A 16,927-nucleotide genomic window follows, 5' to 3' on the forward strand; every position below is an offset into this window, starting at 1 on the left:
CTTCTGCCGCGGGCAGAAGGGATCTGACCCCAGAGCCGCCGCCGGCATAAAAAAAGAGCCCGGATCACGGGGATCGCAGGCTCTTCAAACCGGCACGAGGCCGGGGGACAGTGGTGTGGCACATGTCCGGTCCGAGGACCGGATGGCGGCGATCCTACGCTGCCCTTCAAGTTAAGGCAACACTTCACGTAATAGTATGTATGTTATTGATTTTATTGAATCAATCGTGCTGCCAGACGGATTCAATGAAATCTACGGCGTGTTTTTCGGCGATTCGGGCATAAACCCCCGGGTAGCCGGCCAGCGCGCAACCCTCACCCCAACTGACGACACCGAACTGGGTCCAGCCTTCACGCAGGCGCAGCAGCAAGGGGCCTCCGGAATCCGCCTGGCAGCTATCCATGCCCTCGCGGCCGGCGCAGATCACCTTGCCGCGCGACAGTTCCCCGCCATAGGCCTGCTGGCATTCATTGAACGCCACGAACGGCACCTGCACGGTCTGCAGCTGGGTCGGGTAGACCCGGCCATCGCCGATGTCGGTGTCTCCCCAGCCGATCACCGTGAATTCGCGGCCCGGCTTGAGGTAGCTGGCGTCGGGCCGCAACCGCAGTGCCACCGGCTGTACACCGTCCACGGGTGTGCTGAGCTGGATCAGGGCCACGTCGTGCTCCAGCGAATTACCGCTGTTGAATGCAGGATGGACGTGGATCGCCTTGACGTTGGAGGCGCGGGGCGAGGCTTCAGTAGACAGGGCAGTGGTGTTGCCGACAACGGCGATGCCGCCAGGCGATTCCCCCTGCATGCAATGCGCGGCCGTCAACACCCACGACGGTGAGATGAGGGTGCCCCCGCAGAAGTGGCGGTCATGATCCGAATCGCCGCCGGAGATGCCCTGGATGCTGACCATGAACGGGTACTCGCCGGCCGGGGCCGCTTCACCGCCAATGATGCGCGGTGCTTCGCGAACCTGCGGCGCAGCGATGGCGGGTACGGCAGATGCGGCCAACAGCAGGCCGATGAACAAAGAGGTGCTGCGATACATATCCCTGTACTCCTCTAGCGATGGTTGGAACCGGCACGGCCGCGGTCCGTGCCGGTGCATCGATTGAGGAGCAGTGGTGAGGCCCACAGCGCGAACGCCCGCACAGTTCCGGTGCATTGCGCTGCCTGCGACAGGCGCAGACCCACAAATGCGAACGCCATCCCGCATGGATCGGGATGGCGTTCGTGGTACCGGCGTGACCGGCGTCGGCGCCGGGCTCAGCGTGCAGCCAGAGCCGACGCGATCTCCTGCTGGATCGCCCGCGCTGCGGCCTGCGGATCGGCCGCCAGGCGGATCGGGCGGCCGACCACGATGGCATCGGCGCCATCGGCAAAGGCCTGCGCCACGCCAACAGTACGTTTCTGGTCATCGCCGACCGGGCCACCGGGACGGATGCCTGGGCAGACGATCGAGAACCCGGCGCCGGTCGCGGCGCGGATCGGGCCGGCTTCCTGGCCCGAGGCGATCACGCCATCAATGCCGGCCGCCTGGGCGGCCAGCGCGCGCTCGACCACCACGTCCACCGGTTCACGGTCGATGCCCATCTGCGCCAGGTCGGTGCGACCCATCGAAGTCAGCACGGTCACCGCCAGCAGGCGCATGTCGCTGCCGTTGGCGGCCGCGCAGGCTTCCATCATCGCCGGGTGCCAGCCATGGATGGTGGCGTAGCTGACCGGCCACTGCGACAGGCGCTTGATCACCGCCGCAGCGGTGGCCGGGATGTCGAAGAACTTCAGGTCGACGAACACGCGCTTGTCGCGGCGGGCCAGTTCATCGAGCACCTGGAAGTACTCGCCGGAGGCGAGCAGTTCCATGCCGATCTTGTAGAACGCCACGCTGTCGCCGAGGCGATCGACCCACTCCAGCGCCTGCGCGCGGTCAGGCACGTCCAGCGCGAAGATCAGGCGCTCGTCATCGCGCAGCGGCAGCGGTGCGCGGCTCACGGTGCGTAGTCCAGGGCGGCGCGCTTGGCGTCGTGGCGAGCCTGGCGCGACTGGCTGTAGTCGTTGTTGAACTGCGCCGGCTCGAAGCCGCCGTAGGTCGGGTTCGGCAGCATCCACCAGCGCTCGCCGAACCAGTCGTGGTACTGCTGCAGCAGGGCGTCGCGGCCTTCATTGGTGTTGGCGGTCACTTCCACGAAGTCACCCAGCTGGTCGCCGAACTGCATCAGCACGCGGTACTTCTGCCCGGCCAGGCGGCGGCGGCAGTTCTTCTCGCTGCCACTCTGCTCGCAACCCGGCACCACCGTGCCCAGGCCGAGGAACACGCTGTCGTCGGCCACCGGCAGGCCTTGTTCGCGCAGGTTGGCCAGGGTTGCGTCCTTCAGGTGCACGGCGCGGTTGGAGATGTACAGCAGGGTCACGCCCTTGGCGTTGGCGGCCTTGGCGAAATCAACCACGCCGGGGATCGCCTTGGCCTTCTTTTCGGCCACCCACTGGTCCCAGGTCAGCTCGTCGTATTCCTTGCCGTCGCGCACCAGGCGCGCCTGGTAGGGCGAGTTGTCCAGCACGGTCTCGTCCACGTCCAGCACCACGGCCGGCTTCAGGCCCTTGGCCTCGTTGCCGCGCTCTTCCGGCACCAGCGCGTCCCAGTGGGCTTCCTTCAGCGCCGCATCCAGGTGGTCGGCGGCGGCACGGTAGGTCTGCTCGGTGATCGCCTTGTACTCCTGCGCGCGCTGCATCCACAGCACCGCGTTGAGGTTGTCGTTGGCGGTCGCATCACGCGCGCCATCAACCTTGGCGGCGGCGGCCGGGGCCTGCGCGGCAGTTGCTTCAGCGGCAGGCGCCTCCACGCGCTTGCAGGCGGACAGGCCCAGCGCCGCGGTGGCGAGCAGGGTCAGGGACAGGGAAACGGGACGACGCATGGGTTCACCGGCAATCAGATATACCGGCGCATTTTACCGGCAAAGCCGGCCCGGGGACGGCTATGCTTGGCGGTTGACCCGTTGCCCTTCCGGAGGCCGCCATGACCGATTCCGCCCAGACCCCCGACGTCCCCCTGCTCGACGCCGTGCAGGCCCGCCTGCTGGGCTGCCTGGTGGAGAAGGAGGCGACCACCCCGGATACCTACCCACTGACGGTCAACGCGGCGCAGTCGGCCGCCAACCAGAAGACCGCCCGCGAGCCGGTGATGAACGTCGACGCCGGCAGCGTGCAGCACGCCCTGCGCCAGCTGGAGACGCTGGGCCTGGCCCGCCAGCACTTCTCTTCGCGCGCCGACCGCTACGAGCACCGCCTGCAGGCCGCGCTGGACCTGACCCGGCAGCAGACCGTGCTGCTGGCGATGCTGCTGCTGCGCGGGCCGCAGACCCTGGGCGAGCTGGTGACGCGCAGCGAGCGCCTGCACCGCTTCGCCGACATCGACGAGGCCCGCCATGCCATCGAGCGCCTGCAGCAGCGCGCGCTGCTGGTGGTGCTGCCGCGCGCCAGCGGCCAGCGCGAAGACCGCTACATGCACCTGCTGTGCGGCGAAGTGGACGGCGCGGCACTGGCCGCCAGGTACGCCAGCAGCGGTGGTGGCAGCGAGGCCAACGACCCGGGCCTGGCCGAGCGCGTGGCCCAGCTGGAAGCGGCCGTGGCCGAACTGCAGGCGCAACTGGCTGAACTGCGCGGCTGAAGGAGTGGGTGCCGACCAACGGTCGGCACCCACCACCATCAAACCTCGGCCGCGCCCGGCGTGGCGTACAACCGGCTCGGGCTGTCCACGCCCGGCAGCTGGATCACCCCGCGTTCCTGCATGCCCAGGCCCAGCAGGATCTTCCCGGACACCACGTTGTCCAGATCAGTAATGCCATACAGATCCTGCAGGCCCAGTTCAGCGCGCGCATGCGCGAACACCGCCCGCGCCGCCTCACCGGCATAGCCCTGCCCGGCGAATTCGGACAGCACCGCATAACCAATATCCGGCCCCGGCAGGCCATCACGCCGCACCAGCCCGGCATTGCCCAGCCACGCGCCATCGGCCAATCGCTCGATGGCATACATGCCGAACCCGTTCAACGCGTAGCTGTGCAGCACCCGCAGCGCGATGTACTCACGCGCCTGCTCCTCGCTGCGCACGTTGCGGTCACCGATGAAGCGCACGAAGCCTGGATCATTCAACAGCGCCAGCATCGGCGCCGCATCGCGGTCGGGCTCGATCGCGCGCAGGCGCAGGCGTTCGCTTTCAATGGGATGCATGCACAGACCTCCGTGAACTGGAGGGTCGGATCCCTTCGCAATGCGAAGGGCTGTGACCCCTGAGGGCGGCCCTGGGGTCAGAGCCCTTCCCTGCGGGACAGGATCCGACCCCGGGTCAATCGAACAACGCCTCGATCGCCGCCAACCCGGCACTCGCCCGCTCCTTCTTGCGTGCCGCATCGGCCACCGGGTCAGCACCATCGCGCTGGATCTCCTCGGCCGGAATCTCCTCGAAGAACCGGCTCGGCTTCAACCGCACGTGCTCGCCGAACTTGCGGGTCAGCTTGCTGTAACTCATCCACAGCTGGATCTTGGCGCGGGTGATGCCCACGTAAAGCAGGCGACGCTCTTCCTGCAGATTGCCCTCGTCCAGGCTGACCTGGTGCGGCAGCACGCCGTCCTCGCAGCCAACGATGAACACGTACGGGAACTCCAGGCCCTTGGAAGCGTGCATGGTCATCATGCGCACCTGGTTGCCGCCCTCGTCCTTGTCGCTGCGCGACAGCAGCGCCAGCTGGCCGGCCAGATCGGCGGCGGTGGCACCGCGCGGGCCGCTTTCGAACCACTGCGCCAGTTCCTCGATGTTGTTGGCACGGCGCTGGTAGCTGGCCTCTTCCTTGGCCTGCTGGCGCAGCTCACTCAACAACCCTGATTCCTTGGCCACCTTGCGGATCATGTCGCCGGAGCTGACCTGGCGGGTCTGCGCACGCAGGTCGCGCAGGATGTCGGTGAAGCGCGCCAGGCTGTTGGCCGCGCGCGGTGGCAGCTGCTGCAGCGCGCCGATCGCCTCGGCGGCCTGCGCCATCGGCATGTCCTTTTCCTGCGCCAGTTCGGCCAGCTTGGCCAGCGTGCCGGCACCGACGTCGCGCTTGGGTGACTGCACCGCACGCATGAACGCGGTGTCGTCGTCCGGGTTCACCAGCAGGCGCAGCCAGGCCAGCGTGTCCTTCACTTCCTGGCGCTCCAGGAACATGGTGCCGCCGGTCAGGTGGTAGGGGATGCGCAGCAGCTGCATCGCCTTTTCCAGCGGGCGCGACTGGAAGTTGCCACGGAACAGGATGCAGAAGTCGCTCCACGGCACGTTGCGCGATTGCGCCACGAAGGCGATCTCCGCAGCGACCTTCTCCGCTTCATGTTCGCTGTTGCGGCATTCCCATACGCGGATGCGCTCGCCGTCGGCCTGGTCGCTCCACAGCTTCTTCAGGTGCTCGTGCGGATTGTTGGCGATCAACGCATTGGCCGCGCGCAGCACGCGGTTGGAGCAGCGGTAGTTCTGCTCCAGCTTGATGATCTCCAGCGCGGGGTAATCACGCCCCATCTGCTGCAGGTTTTCCGGGTTGGCGCCACGCCAGGCGTAGATCGACTGGTCATCGTCGCCCACGCAGGTGAAGTTGCCCTTCTCACCGGCCAGCTGCTTGAGCAGGCGGTACTGCGCGTCGTTGGTGTCCTGGCATTCGTCCACCAGCAGGTAGCCGATGCGCTCGCGCCAGGCCAGGGCGATCTCGGGGTTCTCTTCCAGGATCTGCACCGGCAAACGGATCAGGTCGTCGAAGTCGACCGCATTGAACGCAGTCAAGCGCAGCTGGTAACGCTCGTAGACGCTGGCCGCTTCCTTCTCGCGGTTGCTGCGCGCGGCAGCCATCGCCTGTTCGGGCGACAGGCCGGCGTTCTTCGCGCGCGACACCAGGTTCTTCATGTCCTCGATGTCATCGGGCTTGGCGCCGTACATCAGGTCCTTGATCTGCGCGGCGGCATCATCGGCATCGAAGATCGAGAAGCCGCGCTTCAGGCCGACGGCGGCATGTTCGATCTGCAGGAACTTCAGGCCCAGCGCATGGAAGGTGCAGATGGTCACCTCGTCGGCGTCCTGCTCGCGCAGGCGCTTGGCCACGCGCTCGCGCATTTCCTTGGCCGACTTGTTGGTGAAGGTGATCGCGGCGATGCGGCGGGCCGGGTAGCGGCCACAGCTGATCAGGTGGGCGATCTTCTCCACGATCACGCGCGTCTTGCCGCTGCCGGCGCCGGCGAGCACCAGCAACGGGCCTTCGACGTGCAGGACCGCGGCAGCTTGGGGAGGATTCAGACCGTGCATGGGGACAGGATTGTAGCGGGGTGCCGGAAGGCGCACCTGACTTGCGTGGTGCCCGGCCGTAAGGTATTGAATCGGCACCGGAACACAGGAGCGTGGTCCATGTCCTCGAATGTCATTGCCCGGCCGCTTGCGGCTGCCCTGCTGGGCCTGCTGGCCATGCCCGCGGCCGGGTCGGGGCCGCCGCGCACGGATGCCTATGAAACGGTCGTGCTGCAGTCGCACGGGTTCCTCGTCCACCACCCGGACCTGCGCTTCCGCCAGCTGGGCGTGGAGGCCCGCGAACGGGGCCGGGACGAAGAAGCCCGCAACAACTTCCGCAATGCCGCGCGCTATGGCGACAAGCTGTCACAGGCGGCGCTGGCCGACATGCTGTGGAACGGGCAAGGCGGCCCCGCCGACCGCGCCCTGGGCTATGCGTGGATGGATCTGGCTGCCGAGCGTGGCACCGAATGGCTGGTGGCACAGCGCGAACGCTTCTGGGAGGCGCTGTCACCGGACGAGCGCGAGCGCGCGGTGCGCGAGGGCCGCTCGCTGTACGCCGAATTCGGCGACCCCGCCGCGACGCCGCGGCTTGAGCGCGAACTACGGGCCGGCAGCATGCAGCAGACCGGCAGCCGCGCCGGCTGGAGCGGCGCCATGCGCAGCCAGGGCCGCGGCGATGCCGGGCCCCGCGTGCTGCAACCGGAGAAGCACCAGCAGGCCCGTTACTGGGACCCGGTGGCCTACCGGCAATGGCAGGACGAGGAACTGGCCAGAGCCGGGCGATGAGCCGCACCTGCCGTGCCATCGATGCCTTCGTGTCGGTGCTACTGGCAGCGGCTGGTTACGGCGCAGCGGCATCGGGTACGGGCCGAAGGCCAGCCGGCCGGTCACCGGCGATGACTACTACCACGGCACCTTCGGGAAACCGGCCGCCTGCTTGAGCCTGCAGGAGCAGACCTGGCAGAACACCGGCTACCGCCCAGCATCGAGATCGGCGCTCCCCGGCAGATCCGCGACGGCGGGCCGGGCGGCGACTAGAATTGGGCGATGGCCAAGCTCTACTTCTACTACTCGGCGATGAACGCCGGCAAGACCACCACCCTGCTGCAGAGCGCACACAACTACCGCGAGCGCGGCATGCGGGTGGCGATCCTGACCCCGCGCCTGGACGACCGTGCCGGCGCCGGCGTGGTCGCCTCGCGCATCGGCCTGCGCGCCGATGGCATGGCCTTCGACCGCGACACCGACCTGCAGCGGTGGGTGGAACAGGATCTGGCAGCCAACGGCCCCATGGGCTGCGTGCTGGTGGATGAGGCGCAGTTCCTGACCCGCGCGCAGGTCTGGCAGCTCAGCGAGGTGGTCGACCAGCTGCGCATTCCGGTGCTGTGCTACGGGCTGCGCACCGACTTCCGCGGCGAGCTGTTCGAAGGCAGCCAGTACCTGCTGGCCTGGGCCGACGAGATGCAGGAAATCAAGACCATCTGTCACAGCGGCAAGAAGGCAACGATGACCGTGCGCGTGGACGAGCACGGCCACGCGGTACAGGACGGCCCACAGGTGGAGATCGGTGGCAACGACCGCTACGTGTCGGTCAGCCGTGCCGAGTTCAAGAAGATCACCCGCGGCGAAGGGCGGATCGATCCGGCGCAGGCACCCCTGCCGCTGTAAGGGGGTTCTTTTGCAGGGCTGCGCCCTGCACCTGCAGAGGCCAAAGCAACAGCAACAGCGGGCATTCCGTGGGTTGGCGGGGCGGTGTCGGATTGCGGGGACGCCGCAAGTACGTCCGTGTAGGCTTGGCAGCCGCTTGCTCGTGTGCGCAGTCCTGCGCACACGGCAAGACCGGGGTTGGGCGTCCTGCCCAACCCGCCCGAGGCATGCCTCGGGCCCATGCGGCTGACACCCCGCACTCCGACACCGCCCCGCCTCTGACAGATCGCTGCGGCTGTTGGTGGGTGTCGACCTTGGTCGACACATCTGTCAGATATCGAAATGAATCCGGGGTCAGATCCGTTTTCCGTAGGAAAACGGATCTGACCCCACGAGCTGTTCCCACAGATCGCGCAGAACTGTCGAAGGCGGGGTGGGTCCGGTGGCGGGAGTGTCCGCGGCATGGATGCCGCGGCCAAGCCCCCAGGGATGGGTTTACGGCGTCTCCCGCCACCGGACCCACCCCGCCATCCCACGGAATGCAGGCTTTTGACGTTGACGTTGCGTTGTGCAGGTGCAGGGCTGCAAGCCCTGCAAACCCATCCCCCCTTAGTACAGCGTGCGCTCCGGCGCACCCGCCGGCGGCGGGGTGTACTGGTACAGCCACGTTTCCGTAAGCGTCTTGCCGCCACTGCGCAGGAACAGGCGGATGTCGATCTGCTCGGTGCTGCCTTCCGGCGGCACCAGGTCGAACATCGCGCGGTAGCCGTTGATCTCGCGCAGCGGGCGCGCCGATACGATCTCGACCCGGCCACGGCTGGTTTCCACCACCGCTTCGACCTCGCCCTTGTCGATCAGGCTGGCCAGTTCCCCCCCTTCGAAGTCCACCGCAAAGCGCCAGCTGAAGTACTCGCGCTTCTTGCCGACCACACCGCCCAGGCCGGTACGGCTGGCCACGCAGTGCGCCAGCGGCGGGCGCGCCGGCGGTTCGGCGCCCCAGTACAGGCGGTAGCCGACCAGCAGCTCCTGGCCGGGCTGCGGCTTTTCCTTCGGGTTCCAGAACGCCACGATGTTGTCGAAGGTCTCGTCCACGGTGGGAATCTCCACCAGCTGCACCGAGCCCTCGCCCCATTCGCCCTTCGGCTCCACCCACAGGCACGGGCGCTTCTCGTAGAACACGCCATCGTCCTGGTAATGGTCGAAATTGCGGTCGCGCTGCAGCAGGCCGAAGCCGCGCGGGTTGCGGTCCACGAACATGTTGAAGCGCAGGTTGCGCGGGTTCAGCAGCGGGCGCCAGATCCATTCGCCGGCACCGGTCCACAGCGACAGGCCATCGGTATCGTGGATCTCCGGGCGCCAGTCCCATGCCATGCGGCGGTCGTTCTCGCCCACCTGGTACATGCTGGTGCACGGCGCAATGCCCAACCGCTCGATCGCCTTGCGCGGGTAAAGCGCACTGTCGATGTCCATCAGCAGCACGTCGCCATTGGTGATCGCGAAGCGGTAAGCACCGGCCACGCTCGGCGAATCCAGCAGGCCGTAGACCACGATCGTCTCCGAATCGGCCGACGGCTGTTCCAGGTAATAGGCGATGAAGTCCGGGAATTCCTCCGGCTTGCCCATGCCGGTGTCAATCGCCAGGCCACGTGCGGACTGGCCGTACTGGCCTTCCTTGCCGACTGCGCGGAAGTAGCTGGCGCCGAGGAAGGCGGCGAAGTCGCGGTCGGTGTCCTTGCGGGTGTTCAGGCGGAAACCAGCGAAACCGAGGTCCGCCGGCAACTCGCCATCCTTGATGCCGCTCTTGCCGTAGTTGAACGCCGCGCCGTCATAGGCCAGCTCCTGCGCCTTGCCGTCGACCACGTCGAACATGCGTACCGGCGAGTGGAAGTACAGGCCCAGATGGAAGAACTTGGCCTGGAACTTGCCCGGCTGGTCGGCCCACAGGGCATGGTCCTGGCGGTAGCCGATCGACTGGTACTGGTCCCAGTCCAGGCCTTCCAGCCGGCCCGGCAGCACCCGCTTGTGGCTCTTGTAGGGCGCCTGTGCCAGCGCGCGTGCCTGGCCCTTCAGGGCGGCGAAGTCGAACGGCTGCGGCTGGCCGAGGCGGCGCAGGCCCATCTGGCCGCTCTTGCTGGCCGCGCACGCGGGTAGGGACGGCAGGCCGAATGCAGCCAGGGCGAGGAAGGCATTGCGGATGAAGTCGCGTCGTTGCATGCAGGCGCGTCAGGTACAGGGAGGAAGGTCGGCCATCATAGGCAGACAAACGTTAACGGGCAGCGGAGACGCGCCCTGCCCGTTCAGCTGCCGCTGGCGGCCCGGCTCAGCGCTGGCAGTGGCCGCACCAGACGCTGGCGCGCTGGCCGATGGTGGCGTGCTTCAGCGGGCGGCCACAGTTCGGGCAGGGCAGCCCGTCACGGCCGTATACCAGCAGTTCCTGTTCGAAGTAGCCCGGCGCGCCGTCAGGACTGATGAAATCGCGCAGGGTGGTGCCGCCGCGGGTGATGGCGTAGCCCAGGATCTCCTTCACCGCGTCGGCCAGCCGCTGGTAGCGTTCGCGCGAGATCTTTCCTGCTTCGCGCAGCGGACTGATGCCGGCCTTGAACAGGCTTTCGGCGGCGTAGATGTTGCCCACGCCCACCACTACCGCCTGGTCCATCAGGAAGGTCTTCACCGGCGCGCTGCGGCCACGGCTGCGGGCAAACAGGTAGTCGCCATCGAATGCCTCGTCCAGCGGTTCCGGTCCCAGCCCCTGCAGTAGCGGGTGGATCTCGCCGGCCGGCTGCCACAGCAGGCTGCCGAAGCGGCGCGGGTCGTTGAAGCGCAGCAGGCGGCCGTTGTCCAGGCTGATATCCACATGGTCGTGGGCGCGCAGTGGCGTGTCACCGGGCAGCACGCGCAGGCTGCCGGACATTCCCAGGTGCAGCACCGCGCTGCCGATGGCGGTATCCAGCAGCAGGTACTTGGCGCGCCGGCGGATGTCCTCGATACGTTGCCCGGGCAGCAGCGCGGCCACTTCCGGCGGAATCGGCCAACGCAGGTCGGCACGGCGCAGGATCACCCCATGCACGCGGCGGCCCTGCAGGTGCGGCGCCAGGCCGCGGCGGGTGGTTTCTACTTCGGGCAGTTCAGGCATGGACCGATTCTACGCCCGCTCAGCGTGGCGGCGCCGCCAGCTCACGGGCATCCAGGACGCCATCGCCGTTGGCATCCTGCCTGTGGAAACGCTGCACGATCACCTGCCGCTGCTGCTCGCGGCTGATCGCCCTGCCCTTGCCACCGGGCAGCTCATCGGCGCTCAGCACGCCATCGCCATTGCGGTCCATGCGGTCGAAGGCATACAGCATCCACTGCACGTACTCGGCCTCGCTGACCTTGCCGTCACCATCGCTGTCCATCCGCTGCAGATAGCTGGCAGTGTCGGTGACCTGGGCCAGCGCCGCGCATGGCAGCAACATCGCCAACACAAGCCCATGCCCTGCCCTCACGCGCCCACCAGGCTGTAGCCCTTCAAGCGTGCGGCATAGGCCTGCAGCGCGGCAATGCCGCTTTCCTCGGCCTCGCGGCACCAGGCCTGCAGCTGGTGCAGGCGCTCGGCGGCATCGTGGCCGCGGGCCTCGAGCAGCGCCGCCAGCCGCGCGCGGTACTCGACCAGGGTGCGGATGCGCGGGCGCTGCGCCACCCATTCGCTGAGCAGGGCACGGCTGTCCGGCTTCAGCCAGCGGCCATCGTTGACCAGGCCACGGCGCAGCCGGCGCGGCAGCAGGCGGCGCAGCTTGGCCCCGGCCTGTACGGCTTCCTCGCGCAGGGCCGGCATGAACACATTGCGCTGGTAGTCGGTCATCGCCTGGAAGCGGTGCGACAGCAGCGCCTTCAGGGTTTCAGCATCGGGCACGGCGATGTTCGGGCGCACGTCCATGGCCGGCGCCACCCGCAGCACCTTGGCCAGGCGCAGCGCCTGCAGCAGGCGGATCGCACTCCAGCCGATGTCGAATTCCCAGCGCCGCATCGCGAAGCGGGCCGAGCTGGGGAAGGCATGGTGGTTGTTGTGCAGCTCCTCGCCACCGATCCAGACGCCCCACGGCGTGAGGTTGGTGGAAGTATCGGCCGACTCGTAGTTGCGGTAGCCCCACCAGTGGCCCAGGCCGTTGACCACGCCCGCGGCCCAGAACGGAATCCACGCCATCTGGATCGCCCACAGGGCCACGCCGGGCAGGCCGAACAGCACGCTGTTGATCGCCAGCAGCAACACCGGGCCGAGCGTGGCGTGGGGGGTATACAGGTGGCGCTCGATCGCATCGTCCGGGGTACCGCGGCCGTACTGCTCGATGTCCGCGCGCATGCCGCGCGCTTCCCGGTACAGCTCCACGCCATGCCAGAACACCTTGCCGATGCCGCGGGTGACCGGGCTGTGCGGATCGTCCTCGGTCTCCACCTTGGCGTGGTGCTTGCGGTGGATGGCCACCCACTCGCGGGTGATCATCGAGGTGGTCAGCCACAGCCAGAAACGGAACACGTGGGCCAGCGCCGGGTGGAAATCGACCCCGCGATGGGCCTGGCTGCGATGCAGGTACAGGGTCACCGAGAAGATGGTGATCTGGGTGAAGACCAGCAGTACCCCCAGCATGGCCCACCAGCCCAGGCCGAGCACACCACCGGTCAACAGGGACATCAGGGCATCAGGCATGGCAGCTCTCCGGATCGCCGCGGGGATGGCAGACATCATGGGCGCTTGCGTTGCAAACTGCACCCCTGCGGCGGCGTATCACATCGCCATCCGTGGCACCGTTCACAGTTGGGGACCTGAGTTGTCGAGCCTTGATCCACGCACCAGCGCCATGATCGCCGCCCCGCCCGATGCGGAGCTGCCCCCGTTGATCGAACTGGAGCGCGCCACCGTGGTGCGCGGCCAGGTGAAGGTGCTGCACGGGCTCAGCCTGCGCATCGCGCAGGGCCAGCACACCGCCCTGCTCGGCCCGAACGGCTGCGGCAAGTCCACCTTCATCAAGCTGATCACCCGCGAGCTGTACCCGCTGGCCCAGGGCGACGGCACGGTGGCGGTGAAGGTGCTGGGCCAGAACCGCTGGCAGGTGGACCGGCTGCGCTCGCAGCTGGGCATCGTCACCGGCGACCTCAGCAGCAACCTGGCCGACATGCCCGGGCTGACCGTGGAGCAGGCGGTGCTGTCCGGCTTCTTCGCCAGCTACGTGGTGCCGGCCTTCCGCGAAGTGACCGCCGACATGCGCGTGCGCGTCGGCGAGACACTGGCGATGACCGGCGCCCTGTCCCTGCGCGAACGCGCCTATGCCGAGCTGTCGGCCGGCGAGACTCGCCGCGTGCTGATCGCCCGCGCACTGGTCAACCGGCCGCAGGCACTGCTGCTGGACGAACCCTCCACCGGGCTGGACCTGGTCGCCCGCGAGCAGCTGGTAGCGACCATGCGGGTTCTGGCGCAGCAGGGCATCACCCTGGTGCTGGTAACCCACCACATCGAAGAAATCATTCCCGAGATCGAGCGGGTGGTACTGCTGCGCGATGGGCACGTACTGGCCGACGGCACCCGTGCCGAGCTGCTGCGCAGCGAGCCGCTGTCGGCGGTGTTCGGCGGCGCGATCACCGTATGCGAGCAGGAAGGCCGGCTGACCGCCTACGCGGGGTAATCGAAATGCGCGATGCAGCGGGCCGGATCTTCCGGCCCGCCACCGCTGTCCTCAGAACCTCAACGCCAGCGCGCGCGACTCGATCGGTGCCATGCGGCTCTGGTCCTGCAATTGCAGGTCGCGCAATTCGTACGGCGCACCGAAACCCGCCGGCAACGCGGCCTGGTCGAACGGCAGCACCAGCTGGCCCGCGCCCGGGCCATCGAACCACGCGGCCGCGTGTGCCTGCGCGACCGGCTTCAGCTGGCCATCGCGGGCAGTGGCATACAGCGTGCCCCGCGCCTCATAGCGGCCGGCGGCGGCGACCTGCAGCGGCAGTGCCACCTGGCGGCTGGACGGGTCCGGCGCCGCCTGGCCACTGAAGCGCGCGGTCGGCCGTGCCACTGCGAAGGCCACCTTGCCATCGCGCAGTACGCCATCGGCCTGTGCGAACACCTGAAGCTCCCACAGCCCCTGCACGCTGCCGACATCGGCCGGGATCCGCACCTGCGCGCGCAGGCTGCCATCGGTGGTGCGCAGCAGGCGCTGCGGCCAGCTGCGGCCATCCGGTGCGACCAGCAGGGCTTCACCGCCCAGGCCACCACGACGCGATGCAAGCTGCGCAGAGGTGGCGCCGTCTTCCAGCAGGCGTGCCTGCAGCTGCACATTGCCACCGGCCAGCACCTGCGCCTGGTTGGCCTGCACTTCCAGCCGCAGCGGGCTGTTCGGCTCCAGCACCTGTACCACATAGCGGCCCTGCGCCTGTGCGCTCTGCAGCGTATATGCACCTGCCACACTGGTCGCGCCGGTGCGCAGCATGCTGCTGCCATCACCCACCGGCATGCCGACATCCTGCAAGGCGCGCGCATCGACACTGCGGGCAACGCTGCTGCGGCCAGCCGGGTCGCGCACCTGCAGGGTGTTGGCCGGCAGTGCGCGGGCACCATCGGCCGGGCTCAGCTGGATCACCGCATCCGGCGCTGTCAGCGGCAGGTCCAGGCCGCGCTGCAGCTGCGTGCCATCGACCTGCTGCCAGTAGCTGCGGCTGACCGAGGCATACGGCGTGGTCGCCTGCAGCGGTTGCATCGGGTCCAGCGCCCAGGCAAAGGCCAGTGGCGCGTGTTCGCTTTCATCCGCAGGCAGCGGCGCGGCCACCAATGCGGCGGGCACCTGATCGCCTGCGCGGGCGGCCTGCAGCGGCTGCGCGGCCTGCGCGGCGGAAAGGGACAGCACGGCAAGCACCGCACTGGCCAGCAGGGTGGAATGGATCGTCATGGTCGTCTCCCTCACTGGGTCAGGTCGTTGCGCAGGATCGTGCCGAGGCCGAAGCACTCGCGGCGGCTCTGGTTGTGGCTGAGCGGTTCTGCACCCTGGGTACGCGCCTTGTCGGTGAACCAGGTAGTGCCGGCGGCCCTCTGGCTGCTGCACTCCAGGAAGCCATCGGAGCAGGACGACAGCCAGTTCTGGGTGAACTCCAGGCCGACGTTGGCGGCATAGCCACCGCAGTAGCTGTTGCTGTCCCACACCGCCGACTCCACGTCGCTGCCGACCACCGCGCGGAACGGCTTGGGCAGCGCCGGGCGACCGGACGTGCCATACAGGTTCTGCGCGTTGTAGGTGGCCATGCTCGCCACCTGCTGCTGGCGCACCGCGTCGTTCTTGTAACCCAGCAGCCATCCCAGCGAGGTCTCGAAGGTGTTGCCGTTCAGCACCGCATCGGCCAGCGGCGTGCCCGCCGAAGACGGTGCCAGTGCGTTGACCTTGCGCACCGTGCGGATGATCTTCGGATAGCGGCTGTCGTAGGTCGGGTTGGACAGGATCCAGCGCATCACGTTTCCACCGTTGGAGTGGGTGATCACCACCAGCTGGGTGATGCCACGGCTGTCGATGAAGCTGGTCAACTGGTTGGCCAGGCAGCCGGCGGCTTCCGGCTTCCACATGTACTGGGTGAAGTCGCAGTTGATGACGACGTAGTTGCTGCTGTTCGGCAGGCCCTGGCGCACGGTGTCGATGATCGCCGGCTGCCAGTAGTCCTGGGTGGCATTGGTCTGCGCGCCGGTGCCATGCACGAAGGCCACGCCAACCACGTCGGCGGCCTGCGCCGGTGCGGATGCCAGCCCGAGGAGCAGGGCCAGGACGGTACTTCCTGTTGCGGTGCTGCGCATCGCTTCTCTCCCTCTGTCAGCGGATCCCCCCGACCCGGCTGGAACTGGACGGCCTCTCGATCACCGTTGTGCCGATGCTCATGGCGCAGCCGCGTGAAAGTCCGTGCGCTGCGACCGGATTCAGCAGACTGGCAACAATCGATGACGTTTTTCATCTCGTGTGGTGACCATGCCGGGTCTGGCCGTATGACCGATGGCCACTGCGGTGTCGTATGGGGGCTGCGATCATGGCGCGATGTTTTCTGCCCGGAGCCTGTCCATGTCGCTGATTTCCCGCCCTGCCCGCCCGCTGCTTGGCCTTGCCGTCATTGCGGTCCTGGCCGGTTGTGCCGCCACCGCCGCCAAGCCGACCGCCGTCGAAGCCAACATCACCACCAAAGCGGTGGGCTATCTGGACAAGAGCGTGGTTCCGGCCAGCCTCGACCTGGTGCCGGCGCCACCTGTCGCCGGTTCGGCCGCCCTCGCCCTGGACGAACAGATCAGCCGTGAAGCCCGCGCGCTGCGTGGCAGCCCGCGCTTCGCCCAGGCCGGTGTCGATGCGGAACTCGGCTTCCCCGAAGGCGCCAATCACTTCTCCTGTGCCGCCGACATCGACGTCGATGCGGTGAGAACCCCGGCGCTGTACCGCCTGCTGGAGCGCAGCAGGATCGACGCCAGCGCCGCCACCAAGGCGGCCAAGAACCACTACCAGCGCCCGCGCCCGTTCATGGTCAACGGTGAGCCGACCTGCTCGCCGAAGGACGAGGAAGGCCTGCGCAAGAACGGTTCCTACCCGTCCGGCCACACCTCGATCGGCTGGGCCTGGGCACTGATCCTGTCCGAGATCGCGCCGGACCGTGCCGATGCGATCCAGGCCCGTGGCCGCAACTACGGCGAGAGCCGCCTGGTCTGCAACGTGCACTGGCAGAGCGACATCCTCGAAGGCCGCTTCATGGGCGCCGCCGCCGTGGCCCGCCTGCACGACAACGCTGCCTTCAACAAGGACCTGCTGGCCGCACGCAAGGAGATCGCCGCCGCACGCAAGGCCGGCCTGCACTCCAGCCGCGACTGCGCCACCGAGAATGCGGTGCTGAAGGTACGCCCGCAGAGCGCGCTGTAAGCGGCGATCCGGGGTCAGAGCCCTTCCCTTCGGAAAGGGATCTGACCCCAGCGCGGAATGCCGATGCCATCGGGATCGGATCCCT

The 16,927-nt window shown here is 67.9% G+C and carries 16 protein-coding genes; 5 read left to right on the forward strand and 11 right to left on the reverse strand.

Translation table 11 applies throughout. The features are described from left to right. Positions 1-220: 220 nt before the first annotated feature. The 3 genes from B9Y82_RS20050 to B9Y82_RS20060 form a co-directional block, all read right to left on the reverse strand. The gene (locus tag B9Y82_RS20050; RefSeq protein WP_100475067.1) at positions 221-1,042 is read right to left on the reverse strand and encodes a S1 family peptidase; all 822 of its coding nucleotides are present in this window, start codon (positions 1,040-1,042) and stop codon (positions 221-223) included. Between the two features lie 218 nt (positions 1,043-1,260). Continuing rightward, positions 1,261-1,986, reverse strand: a complete 726-nt coding sequence (gene pyrF / locus B9Y82_RS20055) for an orotidine-5'-phosphate decarboxylase (protein ID WP_100475068.1) — start codon at positions 1,984-1,986, stop codon at positions 1,261-1,263. After that, positions 1,983-2,906, reverse strand: coding sequence for a 5'-nucleotidase, lipoprotein e(P4) family (locus B9Y82_RS20060; protein WP_100475069.1), 924 nt, complete (start codon positions 2,904-2,906; stop codon positions 1,983-1,985). Before B9Y82_RS20060 ends, pyrF begins: the two co-directional genes overlap by 4 nt. A gap of 101 nt (positions 2,907-3,007) precedes the next feature. Here B9Y82_RS20060 and B9Y82_RS20065 point away from each other — a divergent pair, with 101 nt between their 5' ends. Next, entirely contained in the window at positions 3,008-3,658 is a 651-nt protein-coding gene (locus tag B9Y82_RS20065; protein ID WP_100475070.1) for a YceH family protein, read from the forward strand. Positions 3,659-3,696: 38 nt separating this feature from the next. On the opposite strand, the gene B9Y82_RS20070 is transcribed toward B9Y82_RS20065, so the two are convergent. Both B9Y82_RS20070 and B9Y82_RS20075 read right to left on the reverse strand, forming a co-directional pair. Further along, a complete protein-coding gene (locus tag B9Y82_RS20070) occupies positions 3,697-4,221 on the reverse strand; it encodes a GNAT family N-acetyltransferase (protein WP_100475071.1) in 525 nt (174 codons plus the stop codon). Positions 4,222-4,336: 115 nt separating this feature from the next. Then, positions 4,337-6,313: a UvrD-helicase domain-containing protein gene (locus B9Y82_RS20075; RefSeq protein WP_100475072.1), complete on the reverse strand. Its 1,977-nt coding sequence runs from the start codon at positions 6,311-6,313 to the stop codon at positions 4,337-4,339. 99 nt (positions 6,314-6,412) lie between these two features. Here B9Y82_RS20075 and B9Y82_RS20080 point away from each other — a divergent pair, with 99 nt between their 5' ends. Both B9Y82_RS20080 and B9Y82_RS20085 read left to right on the forward strand, forming a co-directional pair. After that, on the forward strand, positions 6,413-7,081 hold the full coding sequence (locus B9Y82_RS20080; RefSeq protein WP_100475073.1) for an SEL1-like repeat protein: 669 nt from the start codon (positions 6,413-6,415) through the stop codon (positions 7,079-7,081). A 261-nt stretch (positions 7,082-7,342) separates the two neighbouring features. Continuing rightward, complete coding sequence (locus B9Y82_RS20085; RefSeq protein WP_008264720.1) at positions 7,343-7,963, forward strand: thymidine kinase; 621 nt, start codon at positions 7,343-7,345, stop codon at positions 7,961-7,963. Between the two features lie 588 nt (positions 7,964-8,551). Here the strand turns inward: B9Y82_RS20085 and B9Y82_RS20095 are convergent. From B9Y82_RS20095 to B9Y82_RS20110, 4 genes are all read right to left on the reverse strand, one after another. Continuing rightward, positions 8,552-10,156: a glucan biosynthesis protein gene (locus tag B9Y82_RS20095; RefSeq protein ID WP_100475074.1), complete on the reverse strand. Its 1,605-nt coding sequence runs from the start codon at positions 10,154-10,156 to the stop codon at positions 8,552-8,554. Positions 10,157-10,262: 106 nt separating this feature from the next. Further along, the gene (gene mutM / locus B9Y82_RS20100) at positions 10,263-11,075 is read right to left on the reverse strand and encodes a bifunctional DNA-formamidopyrimidine glycosylase/DNA-(apurinic or apyrimidinic site) lyase (protein ID WP_100475075.1); all 813 of its coding nucleotides are present in this window, start codon (positions 11,073-11,075) and stop codon (positions 10,263-10,265) included. A gap of 19 nt (positions 11,076-11,094) precedes the next feature. Continuing rightward, on the reverse strand, positions 11,095-11,427 hold the full coding sequence (locus B9Y82_RS20105; RefSeq protein WP_100475076.1) for an EF-hand domain-containing protein: 333 nt from the start codon (positions 11,425-11,427) through the stop codon (positions 11,095-11,097). After that, complete coding sequence (locus tag B9Y82_RS20110) at positions 11,424-12,626, reverse strand: DesA family fatty acid desaturase (protein ID WP_100475077.1); 1,203 nt, start codon at positions 12,624-12,626, stop codon at positions 11,424-11,426. The genes B9Y82_RS20105 and B9Y82_RS20110 overlap by 4 nt, the downstream gene beginning before the upstream one ends. A 151-nt stretch (positions 12,627-12,777) precedes the next feature. Here B9Y82_RS20110 and B9Y82_RS20115 point away from each other — a divergent pair, with 151 nt between their 5' ends. Further along, positions 12,778-13,599: an ABC transporter ATP-binding protein gene (locus tag B9Y82_RS20115; RefSeq protein WP_100475078.1), complete on the forward strand. Its 822-nt coding sequence runs from the start codon at positions 12,778-12,780 to the stop codon at positions 13,597-13,599. A 51-nt stretch (positions 13,600-13,650) separates the two neighbouring features. Here B9Y82_RS20115 and B9Y82_RS20120 read toward each other — a convergent pair whose 3' ends face one another. Both B9Y82_RS20120 and B9Y82_RS20125 read right to left on the reverse strand, forming a co-directional pair. Then, positions 13,651-14,853, reverse strand: coding sequence for a DUF4785 domain-containing protein (locus B9Y82_RS20120; protein ID WP_100475079.1), 1,203 nt, complete (start codon positions 14,851-14,853; stop codon positions 13,651-13,653). 11 nt (positions 14,854-14,864) lie between these two features. Beyond that, a complete protein-coding gene (locus tag B9Y82_RS20125; RefSeq protein ID WP_100475080.1) occupies positions 14,865-15,743 on the reverse strand; it encodes a hypothetical protein in 879 nt (292 codons plus the stop codon). A gap of 259 nt (positions 15,744-16,002) precedes the next feature. Here B9Y82_RS20125 and B9Y82_RS20130 point away from each other — a divergent pair, with 259 nt between their 5' ends. After that, positions 16,003-16,842, forward strand: coding sequence for an acid phosphatase (locus B9Y82_RS20130; protein WP_100475081.1), 840 nt, complete (start codon positions 16,003-16,005; stop codon positions 16,840-16,842). Positions 16,843-16,927: the final 85 nt, after the last annotated feature.

The sequence above is a fragment of the Stenotrophomonas maltophilia genome (assembly GCF_002799155.1).
Taxonomy (GTDB): Bacteria; Pseudomonadota; Gammaproteobacteria; order Xanthomonadales; family Xanthomonadaceae; genus Stenotrophomonas; species Stenotrophomonas maltophilia_R.

What these genes read in the sequence shown, in the direction of transcription:
- B9Y82_RS20115 (WP_100475078.1), top strand. Translation starts at nt 12,778, where the DNA reads ATGATCGCCGCCCCGCCCGATGCGGAGCTGCCCCCGTTGATCGAACTG.
- B9Y82_RS20110 (WP_100475077.1), bottom strand. Translation starts at nt 12,626, where the DNA reads ATGCCTGATGCCCTGATGTCCCTGTTGACCGGTGGTGTGCTCGGCCTG.
- B9Y82_RS20120 (WP_100475079.1), bottom strand. Translation starts at nt 14,853, where the DNA reads ATGACGATCCATTCCACCCTGCTGGCCAGTGCGGTGCTTGCCGTGCTG.
- B9Y82_RS20070 (WP_100475071.1), bottom strand. Translation starts at nt 4,221, where the DNA reads ATGCATCCCATTGAAAGCGAACGCCTGCGCCTGCGCGCGATCGAGCCC.
- B9Y82_RS20080 (WP_100475073.1), top strand. Translation starts at nt 6,413, where the DNA reads ATGTCCTCGAATGTCATTGCCCGGCCGCTTGCGGCTGCCCTGCTGGGC.
- B9Y82_RS20060 (WP_100475069.1), bottom strand. Translation starts at nt 2,906, where the DNA reads ATGCGTCGTCCCGTTTCCCTGTCCCTGACCCTGCTCGCCACCGCGGCG.
- B9Y82_RS20130 (WP_100475081.1), top strand. Translation starts at nt 16,003, where the DNA reads ATGTCGCTGATTTCCCGCCCTGCCCGCCCGCTGCTTGGCCTTGCCGTC.
- B9Y82_RS20085 (WP_008264720.1), top strand. Translation starts at nt 7,343, where the DNA reads ATGGCCAAGCTCTACTTCTACTACTCGGCGATGAACGCCGGCAAGACC.
- mutM (WP_100475075.1), bottom strand. Translation starts at nt 11,075, where the DNA reads ATGCCTGAACTGCCCGAAGTAGAAACCACCCGCCGCGGCCTGGCGCCG.
- B9Y82_RS20125 (WP_100475080.1), bottom strand. Translation starts at nt 15,743, where the DNA reads ATGCGCAGCACCGCAACAGGAAGTACCGTCCTGGCCCTGCTCCTCGGG.
- B9Y82_RS20065 (WP_100475070.1), top strand. Translation starts at nt 3,008, where the DNA reads ATGACCGATTCCGCCCAGACCCCCGACGTCCCCCTGCTCGACGCCGTG.
- B9Y82_RS20075 (WP_100475072.1), bottom strand. Translation starts at nt 6,313, where the DNA reads ATGCACGGTCTGAATCCTCCCCAAGCTGCCGCGGTCCTGCACGTCGAA.
- B9Y82_RS20050 (WP_100475067.1), bottom strand. Translation starts at nt 1,042, where the DNA reads ATGTATCGCAGCACCTCTTTGTTCATCGGCCTGCTGTTGGCCGCATCT.
- B9Y82_RS20095 (WP_100475074.1), bottom strand. Translation starts at nt 10,156, where the DNA reads ATGCAACGACGCGACTTCATCCGCAATGCCTTCCTCGCCCTGGCTGCA.